The 22601-nt window shown below is 39.8% G+C and carries 20 protein-coding genes and 2 pseudogenes; 7 read left to right on the forward strand and 15 right to left on the reverse strand.

Going from position 1 to position 22601, the window contains the following annotated elements; translation table 11 throughout:
- Positions 1 to 318: 318 nt before the first annotated feature.
- Positions 319 to 783 carry a hypothetical protein gene (locus tag H5154_RS19875; protein WP_182719378.1) on the forward strand — a complete coding sequence of 155 codons (465 nt, stop codon included), beginning with the start codon at positions 319 to 321 and terminating at the stop codon, positions 781 to 783.
- A 155-nt stretch (positions 784 to 938) separates the two neighbouring features.
- On the opposite strand, the gene H5154_RS19880 is transcribed toward H5154_RS19875, so the two are convergent.
- The 4 genes and pseudogenes from H5154_RS19880 to H5154_RS19890 all read right to left on the reverse strand — a co-directional run bounded on the left by H5154_RS19880 (position 939) and on the right by H5154_RS19890 (position 5371).
- On the reverse strand, positions 939 to 1244 hold the full coding sequence (locus H5154_RS19880; protein ID WP_182719379.1) for a DUF3240 family protein: 306 nt from the start codon (positions 1242 to 1244) through the stop codon (positions 939 to 941).
- Positions 1237 to 4319 (reverse strand): annotated as a pseudogene (locus H5154_RS19885) (efflux RND transporter permease subunit). The gene H5154_RS19880 and the pseudogene H5154_RS19885 overlap by 8 nt, the downstream one beginning before the upstream one ends.
- Entirely contained in the window at positions 4320 to 4592 is a 273-nt protein-coding gene (locus H5154_RS23810) for a hypothetical protein (RefSeq protein WP_259398562.1), read from the reverse strand.
- Complete coding sequence (locus tag H5154_RS19890) at positions 4550 to 5371, reverse strand: hypothetical protein (RefSeq protein ID WP_259398563.1); 822 nt, start codon at positions 5369 to 5371, stop codon at positions 4550 to 4552. Before H5154_RS19890 ends, H5154_RS23810 begins: the two co-directional genes overlap by 43 nt.
- A gap of 183 nt (positions 5372 to 5554) precedes the next feature.
- Between H5154_RS19890 and H5154_RS19895 the strand changes: the two genes are divergently transcribed.
- Positions 5555 to 6082 (forward strand): LuxR C-terminal-related transcriptional regulator, encoded by a 528-nt coding sequence (locus H5154_RS19895; RefSeq protein ID WP_182719380.1) that lies wholly within the window; start codon positions 5555 to 5557, stop codon positions 6080 to 6082.
- Between the two features lie 109 nt (positions 6083 to 6191).
- Here H5154_RS19895 and H5154_RS19900 read toward each other — a convergent pair whose 3' ends face one another.
- Positions 6192 to 6647 (reverse strand): hypothetical protein, encoded by a 456-nt coding sequence (locus H5154_RS19900; RefSeq protein WP_182719381.1) that lies wholly within the window; start codon positions 6645 to 6647, stop codon positions 6192 to 6194.
- Here H5154_RS19900 and H5154_RS19905 point away from each other — a divergent pair.
- Complete coding sequence (locus H5154_RS19905; protein WP_182719382.1) at positions 6632 to 7813, forward strand: PQQ-dependent sugar dehydrogenase; 1182 nt, start codon at positions 6632 to 6634, stop codon at positions 7811 to 7813. The two genes, H5154_RS19900 and H5154_RS19905, sit on opposite strands and share 16 nt — an antisense overlap.
- 620 nt (positions 7814 to 8433) lie before the next feature.
- Here H5154_RS19905 and H5154_RS19910 read toward each other — a convergent pair.
- Together H5154_RS19910 and H5154_RS19915 are read right to left on the reverse strand one after the other, a co-directional pair.
- A complete protein-coding gene (locus tag H5154_RS19910) occupies positions 8434 to 8847 on the reverse strand; it encodes a hypothetical protein (protein WP_182719383.1) in 414 nt (137 codons plus the stop codon).
- 49 nt (positions 8848 to 8896) lie between these two features.
- A complete protein-coding gene (locus H5154_RS19915; RefSeq protein WP_182719384.1) occupies positions 8897 to 9544 on the reverse strand; it encodes a hypothetical protein in 648 nt (215 codons plus the stop codon).
- 253 nt (positions 9545 to 9797) lie between these two features.
- Between H5154_RS19915 and H5154_RS19920 the strand changes: the two are divergent.
- Positions 9798 to 10259, forward strand: a pseudogene (locus H5154_RS19920) (ISAs1 family transposase); the annotation flags it as partial.
- Positions 10260 to 10287: 28 nt separating this feature from the next.
- Here H5154_RS19920 and H5154_RS23815 read toward each other — a convergent pair.
- Entirely contained in the window at positions 10288 to 10458 is a 171-nt protein-coding gene (locus H5154_RS23815) for a hypothetical protein (RefSeq protein ID WP_259398565.1), read from the reverse strand.
- Between the two features lie 853 nt (positions 10459 to 11311).
- Between H5154_RS23815 and H5154_RS19930 the strand changes: the two genes are divergently transcribed.
- Together H5154_RS19930 and H5154_RS19935 are read left to right on the forward strand one after the other, a co-directional pair.
- Complete coding sequence (locus H5154_RS19930; RefSeq protein ID WP_182719392.1) at positions 11312 to 12355, forward strand: flavin reductase family protein; 1044 nt, start codon at positions 11312 to 11314, stop codon at positions 12353 to 12355.
- On the forward strand, positions 12352 to 13404 hold the full coding sequence (locus H5154_RS19935) for an acyl-CoA desaturase (RefSeq protein WP_182719385.1): 1053 nt from the start codon (positions 12352 to 12354) through the stop codon (positions 13402 to 13404). The genes H5154_RS19930 and H5154_RS19935 overlap by 4 nt, the downstream gene beginning before the upstream one ends.
- A gap of 213 nt (positions 13405 to 13617) precedes the next feature.
- Here H5154_RS19935 and serS read toward each other — a convergent pair whose 3' ends face one another.
- The 6 genes from serS to lrp all read right to left on the reverse strand — a co-directional run bounded on the left by serS (position 13618) and on the right by lrp (position 20400).
- Positions 13618 to 14916 (reverse strand): serine--tRNA ligase, encoded by a 1299-nt coding sequence (gene serS, locus H5154_RS19940; RefSeq protein WP_145242225.1) that lies wholly within the window; start codon positions 14914 to 14916, stop codon positions 13618 to 13620.
- Positions 14917 to 14924: 8 nt separating this feature from the next.
- Positions 14925 to 15287: a fluoride efflux transporter CrcB gene (gene crcB, locus H5154_RS19945; protein ID WP_392352509.1), complete on the reverse strand. Its 363-nt coding sequence runs from the start codon at positions 15285 to 15287 to the stop codon at positions 14925 to 14927.
- 10 nt (positions 15288 to 15297) lie between these two features.
- Positions 15298 to 16641 carry a replication-associated recombination protein A gene (locus H5154_RS19950; RefSeq protein ID WP_182719386.1) on the reverse strand — a complete coding sequence of 448 codons (1344 nt, stop codon included), beginning with the start codon at positions 16639 to 16641 and terminating at the stop codon, positions 15298 to 15300.
- Entirely contained in the window at positions 16634 to 17275 is a 642-nt protein-coding gene (gene lolA, locus H5154_RS19955; RefSeq protein WP_149982719.1) for an outer membrane lipoprotein chaperone LolA, read from the reverse strand. The genes H5154_RS19950 and lolA overlap by 8 nt, the downstream gene beginning before the upstream one ends.
- Positions 17276 to 19744, reverse strand: coding sequence for a DNA translocase FtsK (locus H5154_RS19960; protein WP_182719387.1), 2469 nt, complete (start codon positions 19742 to 19744; stop codon positions 17276 to 17278). It lies immediately after the preceding gene.
- Positions 19745 to 19920: 176 nt separating this feature from the next.
- Positions 19921 to 20400: a leucine-responsive transcriptional regulator Lrp gene (lrp, locus tag H5154_RS19965; protein WP_145242214.1), complete on the reverse strand. Its 480-nt coding sequence runs from the start codon at positions 20398 to 20400 to the stop codon at positions 19921 to 19923.
- Positions 20401 to 20540: 140 nt separating this feature from the next.
- Between lrp and ald the strand changes: the two genes are divergently transcribed.
- Positions 20541 to 21662 (forward strand): alanine dehydrogenase, encoded by a 1122-nt coding sequence (gene ald / locus H5154_RS19970; RefSeq protein ID WP_149982720.1) that lies wholly within the window; start codon positions 20541 to 20543, stop codon positions 21660 to 21662.
- Positions 21663 to 21733: 71 nt separating this feature from the next.
- Here ald and H5154_RS19975 read toward each other — a convergent pair whose 3' ends face one another.
- Positions 21734 to 22531 (reverse strand): M48 family metallopeptidase, encoded by a 798-nt coding sequence (locus tag H5154_RS19975; RefSeq protein WP_145242210.1) that lies wholly within the window; start codon positions 22529 to 22531, stop codon positions 21734 to 21736.
- Between the last annotated feature and the right edge of the window lie 70 nt (positions 22532 to 22601).

Below are 22601 nucleotides of genomic sequence, written 5' to 3' on the forward strand. Positions count from 1 at the left end.
CGAATTTACGAATTTATTATTTAATTACAACACACAATAGCAAGCATGAGTTTGCTATTGTGTGTCGTAATAAAGTACATACCTACTCAATTAATTTGCTAAAACTATCCCGCTCTTCATAAATAAAAATAAAACCATACCAGCAAAAGTATTATTGAATTCTCGCCTAAACAACGCATTAACTTATCTATGTCGCAAACAAGGTTACCCACACTTTCTTACAACTTAAAACAACAACACACAAAGCCCACACATATTTTTTCAATTTTGACCGCTATGATAATAACTTATCGACATGAACATAAATGGAATCATCTCATGAAAAAAAGCTTACTGATCTTTTTATTACTTTCCGGCTGTGCATCACAAGGCATTGACCGTAATGATCAAAATCAAATGGTTAAACGCTATTACGCTACTGTAGGGTCAATGCAGCAAGTAACGCTATCATCTGAGGTAGGTACAGGCATCGCAGCAGGCGCAGGCTTCGGCTTCGTTGACAACCTAGATGGTAATACTGAAGAAATGGTAGGCGGCGCAATTATTGGCGGCCTCGTCGGGGGCTTATTTACTGCCCTGTTTGAAGGCGGAAATACCGCATACCAGTACAACTTATACGCAGCTAACGAAGGTGACTTTACTGTTATTCAAAAGCACAAACTAGATAAAAATACGCAATGTGTAGTAGTAAATGCTGGAGGTAAAGTAACTCTAGAGCCTGTAGATAACGCATATTGCGAACCAAGCCTAAGCACGAATGAAAAAGCCAGCATTGCTAAATAGCGCTTTAGCAATGGCATAGTATAGTTGCTAGATCTACACTAATAACTTTTTCGAACAATATTAACTTATAGCAATATTGTGACCTCTTTTTAGCTATTTTGTATTTAGTTATAAAAAGAGGCTGCTCGAAGCAACAGCCTATAATTCTAACTACACTATCTAAGGTGCCCGCTTTCAACAATAGGCGTAACCCAATATTTTAATGGGGTGTATTGGCACACAGGGCTTAATGCCGTTTTAATTGTTTGCAGCTGCGCTAATAATATATGCACCTCAAACTGATAAAAACTGCGATGCCCTTCTACTTGCTCGGCAATATCAAATTCACTGTGCTCTTTACTGTAGCCTTCAATGTTTTTTAATTTAAAGCCGGTAATGCACTCTATGCCAATTAATATATCAACCACTTCATCTTTTATGTTTGTGGGTACATTTAGGGTAAAAAGTAACTGTTCAGCCATGTTTTTTCTCCAACCAACCATAAAAGATAGGTAATAAATAAAGTGTTGTAATTGTAGAGGTAATTAACCCGCCAATAACCACAATTGCCAATAGTTTTTGAATCTCAGCGCCAGGGCCGGTGGCAAATACCAGTGGCAGTAAACCAAACATGGCGGTTGTGGCTGTCATTAACACTGGGCGAAGGCGTCTGCTTGCGCCATCTAAAATGCGCTGCGTTACATTGGCAGAAAACATTTTCATTTGCTCAAAGTAGCTGATCATCACAATACCATTGAGTACCGCTACGCCAAGTAAAGCAACAAAACCAACCGATGCAGGCACCGACAGGTATTCATTACTAATAAATAGGGCAATCACTCCCCCCATTAACGCAAACGGAATATTAGCAATTATCAGCGTTGATTTAGATAACGATTTAAACGTGGTAAATAAAATAATGAAAATCAGTATTAATGCCACCGGAATAAGCACCAGCAAGTTTTGTGTTGCACGTTGCTGGCTTTCAAATTCGCCACCAAACGACAAGGTAAAACCACTGGGTAATTTTATGCTGCTATTAATTTTAGCTTCCAGTTCATTCACATAACTAACCACATCGCGGTTATCCACATTAACGCTTACAGACGCAAAGCGCTTTGCTTTTTCTCGCTCTATTAACAATGGCCCCGTTTTAAAGCTAATATTAGCAACCTCTTCAAGTGGCAGTAGGCTGTTGTCGGGCATTAAAATTAACTTTTGTTTTAATGCGCTCATTGACGATAACTCAAAGTGTGCTGCGCTTTCGCCTTTTTGTGCATTAAACACAATAGGGATCTCGCGGTTTCCTTCTTGCAGTGCCGATACCTGTAGGCCTTCTAATTGCGACTTTAAATAATCGCTTAATCCTTCGGTGGTTAAACCAAACTGACTGGCAACCTCAGGAATAAGTTTAATATTTACGTATTTACCCCCTTCAATAAGCGCCATTTGCACATCACTTGCGCCGTCAATATTAGTGGCAAGTGCAGTGACTTTTTCAGCTAATGAGGCAAGTGTCGCAATGTCATTACCGAATACTTTAATCGAAATATCACCGGTGCCACCGGTGAGCATTTCTGATACCCGCATTTGTATTGGCTGAGTAAAGCCAATATTTACCCCTGGAAATTGCGCAAGTGTTTGTCGAATATCCTCGATTAGCAGCGCTTTGGAGTCAAAACGCCACGTATCTTTTGGCGCTAATTCCATAAATACATCGGTTTCGTTTAACCCCATAGGATCAAGCCCGAGTTCATCGGAGCCGGTACGGGCAACAATTTGTACGATTTCTGGGGTGTTTTTTAACAGTGTGGCTTCAATTTGTTTATCGATATCCAGCGAGGCTTGCAAGGAAATACTCGGCGATTTTTCCAGTTGCACAATAATGTCGCCTTCATCTAAAACGGGCATAAAGCTTTTACCAAGCCCCTGAAATAACACCCCACTGAGCACTAAAACAGCAACTGATATAACACTAATAGCCACCGGCTTTTTAATTGCTTGGGCAAGTGTTTTAGTATAAAAACCTTGTAATAGCGTGACCATTTTAGGCTGGGTTACGGGTTCATTTTTTAATAACAATGAGGCTAAAATTGGAATAACCGTTAACGACAACAATAGCGCACTTAGCATGGCAAACACGATAGTTAACGCCACTGGGGTAAATAACTTGCCCTCTAACCCTGTTAACATTAATAGCGGTGAAAACACGATAATTATAATAATTGTGCCTGAGAACACTGGCGCCGCGACTTCTTTACAGGCGCGATAAATAACATGCAGCCGAGGGAGGTGCTGATTATTAGCCAACCGATTCACTATGTTTTCAACAATAACTACCGATGAGTCCACCAGCATACCAATGGCAATCACTAAGCCACCTAAACTCATTAAATTAGCCGATAAATCAAACTGCTTCATCATTATAAATGTCAGCAATGCCGACATAGGTAAAGACAAAGACACCACCAATGAAGAGCGAATATCACCTAAAAACAAGGCAAGTAGCACTATCACTAAAATAATCGCTTGGCCTAGTGCGCTAGTAATGGTGCTAATTGCGGTATTTATTAAGTTAGAACGGTCGTAAAACACATTAATTTTTGTGCCTTGCGGTAATGACGCTTCAATGGTGCGAAGTTTATCTTTTACATCTTCAACAACTTGCGCTGTATTACTATTTTTAAGCGCAATTATAAGCCCTTGTACCGCCTCTTCACTGTTTTTAGTAACTGCGCCATAACGGGTTAAACTGCCAACGTGTACCGTGGCAATATCACTTAACCGAATAACCTTATTTTGAGTGGACTTAATCACGGTATTTTCAATGGCGGTTATATCTTTGTATTTTCCCTCAGTGCGCAAAATTAAGGTGTCGTTGCCTTTTTCTAAGCGCCCTATGCCACCGTTTTGATTTGTTTGCGTGATTGCCAATTTCATTTCATCAAAGCTGACTTGATGCTGTTGCATCAATAAAGTATTGGGAAGTATTTCATAGGTTTTTGAAAAGCCGCCAAGGCTATTTACATCAGCAACGCCGGTTACAGTGCGCAGTAATGGACGAATTTGCCAATCTAAAAGCTCTCTTTTTTCAATCAGCGATAAGTGAGTACTTTCTATGGTAAACATGAACACCTCGCTCAAAGGCGTGCTCATTGGCGCCATGCCGCCACTAATATTACTGGGCAAGGTGGGCAAAATATTTAATAAACGCTCATTCACTTGCTGACGCGCCCAATAAATGTCGGTGCCCTCTTCAAAGTCAATGGTAATATCAGTAATAGAATACTTAGTGGTAGAGTGGTAGAGCGCAGCATTTGCTGTGACGGAATACCCAGTAATTCGGTTTCAATCACCCGTGTTACTTGCGATTCTATTTCAAGGGCGTTCATGCCGGGTAATTTGTAAACTATTTTAACTTGAGTGGGTGATATTTCTGGAAAAGCATCCACCGGAATACTTAACCAAGATTTAGCGCCAATGGCCATAGCAACAATAACAAAAATACTAACAAACAAACGCTGAGTAAGTGAAAATTTAATAAGCTGGTTTAACATTTACTCTCTCCCTAAGTGAAGCAACATACCTTGTAGCGCACTTACCGAGCTTATTAGTACCTGCTGATCATCTAGGTTTTTATTGGCAGTAAATACATAGTCTTTGCCTTGTGAACCTTTGAGCTCAATCGGTAGTAACTCAAGGTTATCGCCAGACTTCAAAGCAATGTAATTAACATCTTCAAATTCAAACACCGCTGACTTTGCTATTTTAAAGCCCGTTAATTTATTTACCGGTGTGACTTTGATGGTTTGCCCCAGTGTAGCTGGCACTCATTTGAGCTTGGTGTCGCCCACACAATTTGATGGTATTTATCTGCAATACTGTCATAGCTCTCAATATTTAAGCTGCAATGTTGTGACAGCTTAAAATGCGCTAACGTGTTGGTAAAACTAAGTGGGACTTTAATCTTAACGCGAATACTACTTGCATCGATAATATCAAACGCGGTGTCACCCATTACACGGTTTCCCGACTCATTGGTGAGTTTTAAAATGCCCGTTTTTGGACTCACTAAGGTCACGTTTTCACTGTCATCAATGTTTAAAAATGCCATTTGATGTTGCATATGTTCAAAATTTAGCTTGGCTTCAAAATAGCTTTTTGTGATTTCAACCCATTCAGAGCTTCTTATTATTTTGTTTTTTAAGTGCTGTTGGTTTATGTCGTAATGGCTTTTAGCAATAGCGAGCATGTCTTTTGCTGATTGATAGGCATCTAAAAAATGGTGTACATCACTGCCCTCAACGCTTGCGATAGTGGCGCCCTTTTCTACCATGCTGCCGTTAGGGTATAAGTAACGAACTTGCTGTACATCAAACGCAAACAGCACCGTATAATTGACCCCGGGCTTGAAATTGACTTCACCAATTAAACTTTGCCCGTTAATAAACTCTGTTTTTTGAATCGGCGCAAATTCAACATCAAAACCACTGAGTGACGAAAGCCCTATAGGTGCTAAATTTTGCGAAGCAAACACAGGATTAAATGTTAATAAAGCCACCGTAGAGAAAAAAAATAACGTATATTGAATACGCAAAAAATGACGCATTTTTTTTGTAAAATTTAACAGCATTTCGCTTGTTCACATTTGATTAACTTTATAGAATCAACCATGACTTTTTTATGCTGTTAAATCATCAGGCAAACGCCTTAACGTACCCAAAAAAAGCGAAATTTACGCTATGGTACATTTGTCCATTGTATTTATAAGGCATTGATAATAGAGGTTTTAATGAGAGACAAGTTAATAGCAGCCACCTTGTTAATAATAATGGTGCTAAACTTTTTTGATGTACTAACGGATATACATTTAGGCGTGCCGCAGTGGCATATTTTTTCTGAGGGCTTAATCGTTGTCATTTCTGCAGCCTGTGCTATTTACTTAATTAGCGATATTCGTGCGCGTACTGCCAATATTAATGCGCTGAAACAAGAATTAGTGCATTCAAAAAAAGAACTTAAAAACATATCACAGACAATGATGGATGCGCGTCATGAATACAGTGGTGTTATTCAAACCCAATTTTCACAATGGACATTGACTCGCAGTGAGCAAGAAGTCGCGATGTTATTACTTAAAGGCTTAAGCTTTAAAGAAATAAGCGCACTAAGAAGCACAAAAGAAAAAACCGTACGCCAACAAGCGTCCGATATTTACAGCAAAGCCGATATAGAAGGCCGACATGAGTTTGCTGCATGGTTTTTAGAAGACTTTATGCAACAAGGACAATACCAACCAACAAGTTCAAGCCTCAATTAATTGAAAAGCTACAAAGGTGAGGCCTCAGGTTATTTCTATAGCTTTGCATCCGCTGTGCATCAAATCTTAAGGAATAATTAAAAACCTTAATGATTATCTCTGTGTAAAACTAGATGAGTTCATTTTTACTATGACAACCATTGCTCAACTTAGCAAAAACATAACCCCCTACAGCCCCTGCAAGCAGCTGCATATAAAAACCCCAGCCTCTTGCGCCCGCTATAATAGTAATATTCATAATTGACTCAATAGCAATTAAAGCCGTAGCAAACGCCACAATACCCGCAATTACAAATAATTGCGCACCTTGTTTTTTAACTTTTTTAGCAATAAGCCAGGTAACCAAAAACGCGATGGCAAGTGCAATAGCAATAATAGCGCCATAGGTCGGTAGCAAGCCGAGCCAATCTTCAAGGGTTAAGTTAACACGGTCATTAAAGCCCACCACAACACCCACATTAACTAATTGATTGACAACGTATTGACTATGAAACAAGCTAGCGAGTGTAAATGTAAGTAACCAAGAAACTAAAAATGAAGGGAGTATACGTGTTAAAAACGACATGGTTATCTCAACTTAAAATGAAACTTTTTTCTTACAGTAGCAAAGGCTTGCAGGGTAAACAATCTCTACGTTGTATTACTCTACTCTCGCTTTTAGCGTTTTCTTGTAACGCCAGTGCAGAGCTACCAAAACAGCAATACACTGCTGATACCTTAGCAACGGGACTCAATTCACCGTGGAGCATGGTTAAACTCCCAAGCAATACCTGGTTTGTCACGGAACGTGATGGTCATATTGTTATCATTAAAAACAACCAACAAACCCGAGTTAAACTAGATTTCGAGGGCTTATACGTTGCAGGCCAAGGCGGCCTACTCGATATAGTGCTTTCGCCAAATTACAGTGAATCAAAAGAAATTATATTCACTTACGCTCAAGGTGAGCTTGATGCAAATAGGCTCGTTATTGCCAAAGCTACGTTTGATGGTGCGCAATTTTCAACGCCAAAAATTATTTATAAAGTTGCCACTGATAAAGACACACCGCAGCATTACTCTGGCCGCGCTCTTGTCCTACCCGATAATACCTTATTGTTTTCAAGTGGCGATGGCTTTGACTACCGTGAGCAAGCACAGGTTATGACCAGTCAACTTGGCAAAACATTACGCATAAACTTAAACGGCACGATACCAAACGATAACCCATTTATTAATCACAAAAATCCTGCAGCTCATGCTGTGTACTCACTCGGGCACCGTAACTTGCAAGGCTTGGTTTATGATTACGATACACAGCAAATTGTTAGCCACGAACACGGCCCCGCAGGCGGCGACGAACTAAACTATTTAACCCCAAGCACCAATTACGGCTGGCCGGTGATCACCAACGGAGATGATTACTCACAAGCACGTATTTCACCGTTTAGAGAATACCCTGGAATGGCTAAACCAACGGTTGATTGGACGCCCTCAATCGCCCCTTCTGGCATGGCTTATTATGGCTCAAAGCATTTAGCTTTTCCCTCACTACAACAGCATGTGCTAATCACTACGCTGGTCGATAAAAAGCTCTACAGCGTTAATTTAGCGAATGGTGAATTTACCCAGACTCATGTTTTACCAGAGGTAACTGGACGTTTGCGGGATGTATTTGTTACAACCGAGGGTAATATCGCGGTGTTAACCGATGGAAAAGATGCAAAATTGCTGCTGATAACGCCAAAGTAAGCAGATTATTCAATCAGTGTGCTGTTGAGATGACAAGGTTTTTCTTTAACTGATTTAATGCGGGAAAAAATATATTTTTCCATATCATTTTAGTTGTCACCGCATTGGAAATGAGGATTATTGTATTTTACTGGGGTGAATATGCAGGTGAAGGAAAAAGAAATACCTGTTCTCTTGTTTTTGTATATTCCGATCGTTATCTATCCCATAGCAGGAACATAATGTCAGTACTTGAAAGCTCTGCAGAGGCCATTAAATCTGCACTAATTAAAGGTATTTCTAATGAACCACAACATATAAAATACTTCATTATAATCATCAAAAATTATTCGCCTATTCAGCTTTGGATCGAAAATTAAAGAAAAACCACATCAATTAGTATTTTAAGCTTTCAAAGCTTCTAATATTTTGACCATTACAAGGTTAATAGATTTAAAATATCACCATATTTTATCGCCGTTTCCTATGCAAATAGTTAAACAACCTTTGTGTTCTAAGAACAGACTATAGCATCATAAAATGCACGGGTAATTTGATGGGAATATATTTACTGAGGTGTTTTCGCTAAAAAAACCATGCACATAAACTAATAAATCACTATGCACATGGCTTACTTTTAATTAAAGAGCATTTTCTACAGTATCTTGTAGAGCTTTTGCGCGATCTTCAATTTGGTTTTCTGCATTGGCAATTGATGAATGGTTTAATGTCAACACGCCATTGCTGTATGAAGAGTATTTATTGGCATTGCTGATATCACCAATATTTTGAATAACAACTTTTTTCAAATCGTCTTGAATTGCTTCTTGAGAAAAGCTATCAGCACACATTTTGCTGAACGCAATAATCATTGGCTCGAAGTAAATTTGAGTCCAAGTCTGACTATAAAGATGAGCATAATTATCAACTGACAAACTATCCCAATCAATTTCTATTTCAAATTCAAATTTTGCAGCATCAAAAACTTTTTTCTTTAGATCTTCAAGGTTGTTTTCTTGGAAATCTCTTGCTGCTTTTTTCTCTTTAAGTCCCATTATCATTCCTTATTTTGAGTTGAAAAGTACACATAAAAATTTGAATAAATCAGAATACGTTGTTTATTCCGTTTTCAATTTTTGTTTGAAGTTCAGCAGGAAGCTCACCTTCAAAATTGAATCTCACCAAAATTGTAGAATTCGTTTTTTTAAAGCGAACGCCATCTCTTGGCTCATTTTTAATATAAAAATCGGTTATTTGACTAATATATTCTTTACTGAAGTCATCATTAGCAACAGCCATAAGAGTATCACCAAGCACTTCTAGAATAGCTTTAATTTTGTCAGTGTTTTCAGCTGACACTTCATCAATAGTGAAATTAAAGTCAAGCCCATGAGTGTTATTAAGCGCAGACTTAATTAAAGTTACAGACGTTTCAATATCATCTGCTTTAAATGGAGATACTAGTTTAATCGGTTCTTGGCCTAATAAAAAGCGCTCATGCTTTGCGAAATCATAAATAGAAATATTTACAATACTATCTGTATCAATAAAAGAAATTTCACGCTCTTTATCAGTTAGCAATACCATTTTAATTTCAGGGTCATATTTTATAAAGAAACCAGAATAGCGATTATTGTACCTGTCAGCGACTATAATGTGAAATTCTGTGTCATAGTCAGTTTTACTTTGTTGAAAGCGTTCTAATAACTGCTTAGGAGATGCTAAAACGATATTGTTGATATAGTTATCCATGACTACTCATATTCCTTCTTAAATGTAATCATTATTTCAATAATGCAGTGAGCGGTTAAGAAAAGTCAAAATATAATTTGAAATTTCTTAATTGGATTATACATTTATATGATTAATAAAACATGAATAAATATTCACGAGGCAAGTCCTTCTGCTAACGCATAACTCACCTATTGAGTCATGCGGGGATCACACTTTGTAAATAAACACTATTTATGACCTAATACATAAATTTCATTATCTTAAACTTACTATGTCACTCTTCTCACATTTAGAGCTCGTCAAAGACAATCGTTCACATATAAATCAGCATAATAATTTATTTGATGTGCTTTTTCTGATTATTACTGCCGTCAAATCGGGGGGGGGAAACTGGTAAAACATTGATGTATATGGTGATAGTAAGCTTGATCAGTTAAGGGGATTTCGCTCTTTCGAAAATGATATACCCACTCGACATAGTATTGCTCGGATTTTTAGAGCTGTTGATACTGACTTATTACTACTGCCGATGTACAGCTGGGTCAATCAAAACCACGTTAAATCAGCCCATCCTATCATTGCCTTCGATGGCAAAACTATTCACGGAGCAAGTAAACACATTGCTGATAAATCACACCTTGTCTCAGCAGTTAATTGTGAGGCAGGTCTCACGTTATTCCACCAAACAGTTGGCAGTAAGACAAATGAAATACCGACAGTTCGGGATTTATTGTAAATACTCGACATCAATAACACCGTCATTACATACCAATTGGCAACTCTAAACTGTGTTCGGTAGGTTGTGGTGTTATAGTCATTACTTTAACGCCATTAGGTGATTCAAAACGATGCCAAACCCCCTTTGGAATTACCAACATTTGACCTGAAAATAATGTATTGCGCTGCTCGATTTCCCCGTCTAAAAGAATCAAGGTCGTTTCACACCGAGAACCTGAACGAACTCGTCACCTATTGGGTGCCTTTCCCACTCACTCGACCCAGAATAATTTGCTATGTATACTCCACCATCTCTGTATTCAGATAAAAGAGCAAATGCATTTTTTGCTTCTTCTTCAGATGTTTCTGGCGTTCTATTTTTTAGTAATTTGATTCTGGAAAACTCATCACTGATTGTAATTGATACTGACTTAGGCACTTGCTCAATCCTTGTAGATACAAAAGGAGCCTATAGAATTGCTCGTTTTTATTTATTATTAATATATCAACCATAGTCTAATTACTATTTTTATTCAATTACTTAGTCTTTTTCAACTTCAATAATTACTCGTGTGATTTGCTGTCGCGTAAACCTAAAAAGTCCAAATAACCAAAGCTTTATTAAAAGAATATGGTTAGCCGTATTAAACCATTTTGAAAAATAATCACAAGGTGAAAAAAGGTTGAATGCAACAGATATTCATGGCTCGCTTTAACATTATGATTATTTGGTTACCATTGCAGGTTGATAAGTTTGCAGCCTAAAAGTGCCTCTATAACCACATGAAATATAAATACTAAAAATCAGATAGTTGAAGCTTTAAATAATTCTATGCTTATCATTTTATATTCCGCAATTTAACGTGCCTTACGTAAGTTACAAATAAAAACAATAGAATAATTACTCTATACGTATTGAAAATCAAAAATTTCAAGGTACACTTGTGCGCTGAAATTTGAACTTACAGGTGTACGCTCAAATTATTAAAGTAATTATTTCAGTGCTTACCCTTAAATAAAGAAAACACAGGCCAATAAGCACTCGGTTTAGAAAGAGATGTAATGACGATGTTTACGCAGGCATTAGACCAATTTTCAAAATGGTTTTTACACCATCAAAGTTTTGCAGGTTATATAGAACCAATTATGCAGGTATTTAAACCTGCATGGCGTGCAGGCCAATTTAGAGCACAAGTGATCCATACAGAATCACACAAGGGTGAATATTTAAGTATTCAACTTAAGCCAAGTAAACAATGGCCTGTTCACATTGCTGGACAGCATATTAGCTTAACAGTTGAAATAAATGGGCGGTTATTAACGCGTGTTTTTACTATTGTTTCAAGCGCTCAACAATTTAAAAACACTGGGCTTGTGCGCTTACTAATTAAAACAAATGCACTCGGGCGCTTTACTGGTTTACTTAAAGAAACACTGCAAGCTGGTTCGTGGTGTAGTATCACCGCGCCAAGTGGTGAATTTATATTTAAAAACACTGGCGCACCAGTCACTTTTATCGCGGGAGGTTCTGGTATCACGCCAATACTCGCTATGCTTGACGAACATCTTGGCCAAATATCCACCAATGTCATATTAGTGTATTACGCAAAAACGTCTGAACATCAATGTGTTGATGAACTTAGCGAATTGGCTCTGCGATTTAAGCACTTTTCATTTTTATTATTAACCCGCGAACAATCAAATCAGATTACCAGCCATATTAACCTCGCAGAAAAACCTGATGTTTATTGTTGTGGTCCTTTAACCTTTATGCAAACGGTCAGTGATTTTGCTAAAAAACACGCATTAAATTATAACCAAGAAGCGTTCGGTTTAGCCCTGCCAAGCACCCATAACGCAGGCCAACTTAATGTTAAAATTAATAACCATGCACATGTTGTAACAAATACTGATGTGCTACTAACACAGTTTGAAGCAAAACAGCTGCCAGTAAAACGCGGCTGTGGCATTGGAATTTGTCATCAGTGTCAATGTATTAAAAAGTCTGGCGTGGTACGTAATTTAAAAACTGGTGAACTATCAGATAACGGCGAACAGCTCATTCAACTGTGTGTCAGCCAACCTGTTAGTGATTTGGAGTTACAATTATGAAAACTATTAACTATGAGCAACTAGCAAGCGAATTAGATGCTATAAAAATGCAGACGCTTGATAAAGTGGGTCAAAAAGATGCCGACTATATTCGCTCTATTGTACGTAAACAGCGCCTATGTGAATGGAGCGGACGTATTCTATTAATGCTTGGGTTTATTCAACCATTGCTATGGGTTGCGGGAGTATTGCTACTCGCATTAGCTAAAATCCTTGATAATATGGAAATTGGTCACAATGTCATGCATGGCCAATACGACTGGATGAACGACAAACAACTTAACTCCCAACACTATGAATGGGACATAGCATGTGATGGCCAAAGCTGGCACCGCGTGCATAACTTTGAGCATCATACCTACACCAATATTATTGGTAAAGACCGTGACTTTGGGTATGGTTTGCTACGCTTGAGTAATGACTTTAAATGGCGTTTGAAAAATATATGGCAGTTTATTACCTATATAAACTTAACTGTATTGTTTCAATGGGGTGTGTCATACCATGAGCTGGCAGCTGAGCGTGTATTTATGGGTAAAAAGAAAGAAAGCCGCGAAACTGACGTGTCTCACGCGATGTTAAAACGACGCTTTTTTAGTAAAGGTGCGCGCCAGTTAATTAAAGATTACGCGTTATTCCCGCTATTAGCTGGTCCATTATTTTTGTGGGTTTTAGCTGGTAATTTTCTTGCTAATTTAATTCGTAATTTGTGGACATCAACCATCATCTTTTGTGGTCACTTTACCGAAGAAACTAAAACCTTTAACGAGCAAGACTGCGTAAATGAAACTCAAGGTCAGTGGTATTATCGCCAAGTTTTAGGTTCATCAAATATTAACGGCGCTAATTGGTTTCATATATTAACGGGGCATTTGAGCTGTCAAATAGAGCACCATTTATTTCCTGACATGCCATCATCGCGCTATCAAGAAGTTGCTCCTAAGGTGCAAGCCGTACTAAAAAAACATGGTATTGCTTACAACACAGGTGGATTTTTTAAGCAATATACGTCGGTATTAAAACGCATTTTACGTTACTCTTTTAAATGATTTTTAATCACCCTAGATAACTAACCTGAGCTTAGGAGAATAAAAATAATATTAATACTTTTAATAAGTATCTGAGTAAATCTCTTAACCAAAGTTCAAGTTAACTAACTTTTTCGCTCGCCTTTAACCTTGCACCTATAAATTGAACTTACAAAAAAGCCACTGTTCATTACAAACAGCGGCTTCTCTTCTTAAAGCTTACAGCTCTAAAGCTTATTTAATTACTTCAAGGCCGTTCATATATGAACGAAGTACTTCAGGCACGACTACTGAACCATCCGCTTGTTGGTAGTTTTCTAAGATAGCCACTAAAGTACGTCCTACTGCTAGGCCTGAGCCATTGAGTGTATGCAGTAACTCTGGCTTCTTCTCACCCGCGCGACGAAAACGTGCTTGCATACGGCGCGCTTGGAAATCAACCATGTTTGAACATGATGAGATTTCACGGTAGGTATCTTGCGCTGGTAACCATACTTCTAAATCGTAGGTTTTTGCTGAGCCAAAGCCCATGTCACCCATACATAAAATTACTTTACGGTATGGTAGCTCTAGTGCTTGTAATATTTGCTCTGCGTGACCTGTTAGCTCTTCCAATGCTTGCATTGAATCTTCTGGTTTTACCAGCTGTACTAGCTCAACTTTATCGAACTGGTGCTGACGAATAAGGCCACGAGTATCACGGCCATAACTGCCAGCTTCACTTCTAAAACACGGAGTGTGGGCAGTTAAACGAATTGGTAAATCTTTTTCGTCGTAAATTTCGTCACGCGCGCTGTTTGTCAATGGTACTTCTGCAGTAGGAATTAAGCTAAAACCTTCTTGTTCTTCACCGTCATCGTTTACAAGACCTTTAGTGTGGAATAAGTCTTCTGCAAACTTAGGTAATTGGCCTGTACCGTATAAACTGTCGCGGTTTACTAAATACGGTACGTACATTTCTGTATAACCGTTTTTATCTGTATGCGTGTCTAGCATAAATTGCACTAGTGCACGGTGCATGCGGGCCATCGCGCCGCGCATTACAGTAAAGCGTGAACCGGTAATTTTAACGCCCATTTCAAAATCAAGGCCGTTTAAATCTTGTCCTAAGTCTACATGATCTTTTACTGCAAAATCGTACTTTTTAGGCTCGCCCCAGGTTGAAATCTCAACGTTGTCAGATTCGTCAGCGCCCGCTGGTACTGATTCATCAGGTAAATTGGGGATAGCTAAAGAAATTTGCTTGAGCTCTTCTAAAATAGCGTCTTGCTCAGCTTTAACACTATCAAGTTGCGCGCCTAAGTTGCTTACTGCATCTAACAATGGTTGTGCATCTTCGCCTTTAGCTTTAGCTTGGCCAATCGCTTTGGAGCTGCTGTTACGCTCACTTTGTAATTCTTGTGTTTTTACTTGTAATGTTTTGCGTTTTTCTTCAAGTGCGCTGACAGTCGCAGTATCTAGCTCGTAACCACGTGCTGCTAGACGCGCAGCTGTTTGCTCGAGATCTTGACGTAATAATTTAGAATCTAACATGTTAGTTTTTAACCTTTTTGCATTACCAGCTGAAGGCCCAGCCAAGCCATAAAAATACACACCACCACATTTAAGGTGATATTGAGGGCCATTTTAAAAAAGTGACCTTGTTGTAATAACAACAACGAATCCATTGAAAATGTCGAGAAGGTGGTCAAAGCACCTAGAAAGCCAATCCCTATAAGGGTTTTAGCGGGGCTAACGGTGATAATTTCGCGCTCTATCAAACCGTATAATACGCCCATCAACAATGAACCAAGAATATTAACCGTCAACGTGCCAAAAGGGAATCCCCTACCAAGTAGTTTTAGCATGGTTTCACTAATAAAAAACCGTAAACAGGCACCTGAGGCTCCTCCTGCGGCAATCATGAGATATATCTTAAGGCTTGTCATAGCGTTTTATGTCACTGTGATGATCGCGCTCTTTCAAATAGTCGAGCTTTTGCTTTATTTTTTGTTCTAAGCCACGATCCGTTGGAAAGTAATATTGCTTATCGGCTATCTGCTCTGGAAAGTACTTTTCTCCTGCAGCATAGGCGCCTTCTTCATTGTGCGCATAGCGATACTCAGCACCATAGCCTAAGTCTTTCATTAAGTTAGTTGGTGCATTACGTAAATGCTCTGGCACCGGATAGCTAGGCTCGTTCTGCGCATCCGCCTTGGCTTGATTAAACGCCGCGTACACCGCATTACTCTTCGGTGCGCTAGCTAGGTAAATCGTAGCTTGTGCAATTGCACGCTCGCCTTCACTTGGTCCAACTCGCTGAAATATATCCCATGCATTGAGGGCCACTTCCATGGCACGCGGATCAGCATTACCAATATCTTCAGTGGCGATGGCGAGTAACCGCCTTGCAACATACAGCGGATCGCCGCCACCGGCTAAAATACGACAATACCAATACAAAGCACCATCTGGGGAGCTACCTCGAACTGACTTATGAAAGGCTGAGATCAAATCGTAAAATTCATCACCCCCTTTGTCATACTTGGCTAAATGCGTTGGCAATACTTGACTGAGTACGTGCTCATCAACTAAGTATTGACCGTTTTGCTCTACGGTTAAATCAATCGCCTGCTCAAGTAAATTAAGCACTTTACGAGCATCGCCATCACTGGCTTGGCACAACGCTTGTTTAGCATTTTGTGCAAGTACCACCGTTTTATTTTTCAGTTCATCATCGCTTGCAAGCGCTCGCTCAATAACAAGATGTAAATCAGTGTCTTGCAGCGATTTTAGGACATATACTCGTGCTCGCGATAAAATCGCATTGTTTAGTGCAAACGAGGGATTCTCGGTGGTAGCACCAACAAAAATAAAGGTACCATCCTCTATATGTGGTAAAAACGCATCTTGCTGAGATTTATTAAAACGATGTACTTCGTCAACAAACAGTAAGGTACGTTGGCCAAGACCTTCAAGGTTAGTACGCGCTTCACTCACCGCATCACGAATGTCTTTAATGCCTGCCGTTACCGCCGACATTTGAATCAGCGCCGCATCGGCATGGTTGGCAATAATTTGCGCTAAGGTCGTTTTACCAACGCCCGGCGGCCCCCACAAAATAAGACTGTGGCAACGCCCTGCTAAAATAGCTTGATAGAGAGGCTTATCTCGGCTTAATAGATGTTGCTGGCCAATATACTGATCTAAACTGGTTGGTCGCATGCGCGCCGCAAGTGGGCGCACATCGGGGCCAAAATTAAAGCCTAAATTACTCACCTTGACTTTGATCGTCTATTTCAACGCCTTCTGGAATACTAAACTCAAAGGTTGAAGTAGCAAGGCTTTGATTTACTTTAGTGTCGCTAAAAGTAAACGTAGATGATTGCCCTGAGCTGTCTTTAACCAGTAATGATGCTAAGCCAACTTTATCTGCTGCAAACACAATATCCAGCTGTTCAACTTGGCTTTCAACGCCTTTATTAGGTGTAACACTGAACCCAGTATCCGTGGCGTGTACTTGGTACTTTTGCCATTGCGCCGGATCTTTGGAGGTAAGTAATACAAACGGTGTTGAATCAATCAAACTGTGAGTATTCATAATCGTTACTTGCTCAGCAAAGCTGTCGAAGTAATAGGTTTTATCGCCATTTGATACAAATAACGTGTCATCAGGGCTCGCTTGTTGCCAACGGATCATCATTGGCTGTTGCAAGGCGATAGTACCTTCACCTTGCATAATTGATTGGCCTTGGTCGTCATTAACTTGCTGCGCAAATTGCGCTTGAAAACTCTTTAAACCGGCCAGTTTATCTTGTAATGCTTGGCTGTCATCCGTTGCACTGTCACTTGCAAATACTGATGCTGATAAAAAACAGCTAATTGCTAAGGCTAAATATTTAATTTGTTTCATTTAATTTGCTCCACCATTGGGCACTAATACATCTCGGGCACCGTTATGACCTGGTGCGCTTACAATACCCGATGTTTCCATTTGTTCAACTAAACGTGCGGCACGGTTGTAACCAACACGTAATTTTCGCTGCACACTTGAAACTGACACTTTGCCTGTTTCAACAACAAATGACACGGCTTCATCATAAAGCGGATCTGATTCTTCATCCGCGTTTTCACTGGCTTCGCCTGGCAATAAAATATCCTCAGTGGCGTCACCATTTAAAATTTCGTCTATATAATTTGGTTTTGCACGTGCTTTCCAGTCATTCACCACCGCATGTACTTCATGGTCATCAACAAACGCGCCATGTACACGTATCGGTACGCTGGTGCCCGGCGGTAAATAGAGCATATCACCCATACCTAGCAGGTTTTCTGCGCCTTGTTGATCTAAGATGGTACGCGAGTCAATTTTACTTGATACCTGAAACGCCATTCGCGTTGGGATATTCGCTTTAATTAAACCAGTAATTACATCAACCGATGGGCGCTGTGTTGCTAGTATTAAATGAATACCTGCCGCTCGGGCTTTTTGCGCAATACGGGCAATTAGCTCTTCAACTTTTTTACCAACAATCATCATCATGTCAGCAAATTCGTCAATCACCACCACGATACTCGGTAACTTACCTAACTCGTCTGGTCCTTCTTTCATACCATCAGTATCTTTAAATAATGGATCGAGAATCGGGTAACCCGCCTCTTTCGCATCCAATACCTTTTGGTTGTAACCTTTTAAGTTACGAACACCTAACGCCGACATTAACTTATAACGACGTTCCATCTCACCTACACACCAACGCAGCGCATTGGCAGCTTCTTTCATATCGGTGACCACTTCACACAGTAAATGTGGGATACCTTCGTAAACAGAAAGTTCCAACATTTTCGGGTCAATCATGATCATACGCACATCATCAGGGCCTGATTTGTACAGTAAGCTTAATATCATTACATTAACGCCCACTGACTTACCAGAACCTGTGGTACCTGCCACCAGTAAATGCGGCATTTTACCCAAATCAGCACAGATTGGCTCACCGGCAATATCTTTACCTAAGACCATAGTCAGTGGCGATGGATTTTGCTCAAATTTTGGTGCGTCGATTACTTCTGATAACCGCACTATTTCACGGTGTTTATTCGGTAATTCAATCCCTACATAGGTTTTACCCGGAATAACTTCAACCACTCGGACACTAACCGCTGATAGCGAGCGGGCTAAATCTTTAGCAAGACCAGTAATTTTAGAAACTTTAATACCCGGCGCTAAATCAAGCTCAAAACGGGTTACAACAGGTCCAGGGTATACGGCAACAACCGTAGCTTGAACGTTAAAATCAAGGAGTTTAGTTTCAACTAACCTCGATACAGCTTCAAGCTCTTCTGGTGAAATTGGGTTTTTGGCTTTATCAGGTCTATCTAACAAATCAAGCGTAGGCAATGGCGTACTTGGCGGCTTTTCTTCGAGTAGCTGCTCAAACTTTTCTTTTGCGGTAGGTGGAGGCTGATAGGTACTCTTTGGTTTTGGCATTGGTCTTGCTGGCGAAACCACAGTAGTAACTGGTTTTTCAGGCTCAGTAACATGGCTTTGATCAAGCGCATTTAAGGCAGCCGCAGTGTCCATTGGCTCATCATCAATGGCGCTAAAATTAATTTCTTGATCCAGAATATCATCCAAGTCATCAAATGCAGGATGAGAGTCTTGATTTGACACCGCACTATCACTATCCTCTTTTGGTTCTGAAAAGCGAATGGCGGGTGTTTCTTTACGTGTCTGTTGCTCATTAACAGGGTCTTGTTCAATTACAACTTCAGTATTTGCAGTGCGTTCGCGTTGTAACCATGCTTTTAAGTGATGGGCAATAAAACGATAACCTCGCATGATCAAATCGCCAATAAAATCGACACATTGCACCCACGACACGCCTGTTAATAATGTTAATCCAGCAAAAAAGAAACATAATAATAAAATCGAGGTACCGGTAAAGTTAAATGCAGGCATCATCGCTGAAGCTATCACATCACCGACTACCCCACCGGATGAAAAATTATAAATATCATCAAAATTAATACTACTGATAGCCGTTGCTGAAGTGATAAATAATGCAAAACCAATCACTCTAAGCGATAACGTTGTATAGTCGAGTTGAAATATTCTATGAGGTTGCTTAAATAATAAGTAGCCGAATATTTGTAGTGCAGCTGGCACAAAATAAGCTAACCAGCCAAATGTCAGCAATAAAATATCGGCGATCCACGCACCTGCAGCTCCAGTTATGTTTCTTACATTGTCATAACCTGTTTGCGACCAACTCGGATCAGCAGGATCAAAGCTTACCAGCGCACACAATATAAATATTGCGGCAAAGGTGCTAATTATTAAACCGGTTTCTAATAGTCTTTGTACACCGTTTAGGCGCATAACTCGCTATTCCTCATTTTTCTTTGTACTCATTCTTAGCAATGGAATACCTTAGCAGGAAATACTTTTTGTTGCACTTTATCTTAACCATGATGGCCTGATTATGAACAGGTTTTTATTAATCGCGCATGTATCAATAATACAACTTAAGTAGTTACTAAAAAATGGCGCATAATTCAGCCGATATATGGGCGAATAATCACCCCTTGCTCGCCTTTTACTTCTTCCATAACAACATAGGTACGGCTTTCACTAACGTTCGGAAGCTTGAGCAGAATATCCCCTAATACACCACGATATTCAGACATATCATTTACGCGGGTTTTTAGTAAAAAGTCAAAGTTACCCGAGACTAAATGGCATTCGATAATTTCATCATGCTTTTTAACTGCAGCACTAAATTCATCAAACACATCAGGTGATGTTTTCGTGATTGTCACTTCGACGTACACCGATAAACCTTGCCCAAGTTTAGCAGGGTCAACCACGGCTTTATAACCGACGATGTAACCTTCGCGTTCGAGCTTTTTTACACGCTCTAAACAGGGCGTTGCACTGAGCCCCACACGTCGAGCTAATTCAACATTAGACACTCGGCCATCGTGCTGTAGCTCTATTAAAATCTTACGGTCAATACGGTCTAATAACTCATGCATAATAACGACTAGTTTTTTATACTGTTTAAATGGTGTTTTCAGATTATATCACTAGAATACCGATTAAAAAAGGTGAGACACACTGCCAGTACATGAATATAATAGTGAAAAATTTTATCCCGTTCTATTAAGGCAATATTATGATTATCGGTGTACCTAAAGAAATAAAAAACCATGAATACCGTGTAGGTATGGTCCCTGCTAGTGTTCGTGAGTTAGTAAACCACGGCCACCAAGTTTTTGTTGAATCTGATGCAGGTATGGGCATTGGCTTCACTAACGAAGATTACACACTGGCAGGTGCAGAAATTCTAGCAACTGCTGCTGAGGTTTTCGCAACAGCAGAGATGATTATAAAAGTAAAAGAGCCACAAGCCGTTGAACGTGCAATGCTACGTGAAGACCAAATTCTTTTCACTTACTTACACCTTGCACCAGATCTTCCACAAACTGAAGACCTAATCAAAAGCAAAGCAATTTGTATCGCATACGAAACAGTAACTGATTCACGCGGTGGTTTGCCACTACTTGCACCTATGAGTGAAGTTGCTGGCCGTATGTCTATTCAAGCTGGTGCACAAGCGCTTGAAAAATCAAACCATGGTCGTGGCATGCTACTTGGCGGCGTACCGGGTGTTGAGCCAGCTAAAGTTGTTGTTATTGGCGGCGGCATGGTTGGTCGTAGCGCAGCACAAATGGCTGTTGGCCTTGGTGCTGAAGTTGTCGTACTTGATCGTAACATTGACGTACTACGCGCACTTGACGCTCAGTTTGGTAATAAAGTTAAAGCGATTTACTCAACAGCTGATGCACTTGAAAAGCATGTACTTGAAGCTGACCTAGTAATTGGTGGCGTACTTATCCCTGGTGCTGCTGCACCTAAACTAGTTACTGCTGAACACATTAAAGCAATGAAGCCTGGCTCTGCAATTGTTGATGTTGCAATTGACCAAGGTGGTTGTATCGCAACGTCTAAAGCAACAACTCACGCTGATCCGACCTTCATCGTTGATGACGTTGTTCACTACTGTGTTGCTAACATGCCAGGTGCTGTACCACGTACATCTACTTTCGCACTTAACAATGCAACATTGCCTTTCATCATTAACCTTGCAAACAAAGGTTATAAGAAAGCATTACTAGATGACGCTAATTTCCTTAAAGGTCTTAACGTGATCAAAGGCCAAGTAACTTACAAAGAAGTTGCTGAAGCCTTCAACATGCCATACGTAGATCCACGTACTGCTGTTGAAAACGCATAACTAGCGTTTAGAATAATAAAAGCCTGTGAACATCAGTTCACAGGCTTTTTTTATATCACCAAAAAAGTTTATTACAGCTTACATTGTGGGTTTTTACCCGCCGCTTTTGCTGCTTTTTGCTCATTTAATGCTTGTGGCAATTTTGCTTGTAGCTCTTTAATGCGGTTAGCAGGTGCTGGGTGAGTAGACATAAATTCAGGTGTATTACCACTGCCTGCTTTACTCATATTCTGCCAAAGTGTTACGGATTCTTTTGGATTAAATCCGGCTTTTGCCATTAAATCTAAACCCACTTGGTCGGCCTCAGATTCATGAGAGCGACTAAATGGTAAAATAACGCCGTACTGCGCACCTAAACCAAGACCTTGCATAATTTCGTTACGATATTGTACATTGCCCATTTCAAGTGCGGCACTGCCCGCTTGCATACCTGTTTGTAGCAAGGAACTTTGTGATACGCGTTCATTAGAGTGCTCAGCAATTACATGCCCTACTTCGTGCCCGATAACGGTTGCTAGCTGATCTTGATTTTCAGCCACTTTTAACAACCCTGTATGCACACCAATATAGCCACCGGGTAATGCAAACGCGTTAGCTGAATCGTCTTCAAATACCACCACTTCCCACGCCTGAGTTGCGTACTGTTGCGGTAATACTGCAATCACATCGTCAGCAATACACTTTACATACGCATTTACTTGAGGATTATTATTAATTTTTTGATTCTTTTTCATATCAGCAAAGCTTTGCTGACCCATCTGACTCATTTGTTGATCAGAATAAAGCGCAATTTGCGTACGCCCTGTTGGTGATGTTTTACAACCCGCTAATACAGCGGTGGCAAGCACAGCCAAAACTAATTTTTTCATTGTATTCTCTTAACTAACAATTTAATTGTTCTTAGAATAGCAAACCAGCCTGCAATTGAATATATCGACT

The sequence above is a fragment of the Pseudoalteromonas sp. SR44-5 genome (assembly GCF_014163675.1).
In the GTDB taxonomy this organism is placed as follows: Bacteria; Pseudomonadota; Gammaproteobacteria; order Enterobacterales; family Alteromonadaceae; genus Pseudoalteromonas; species Pseudoalteromonas rhizosphaerae.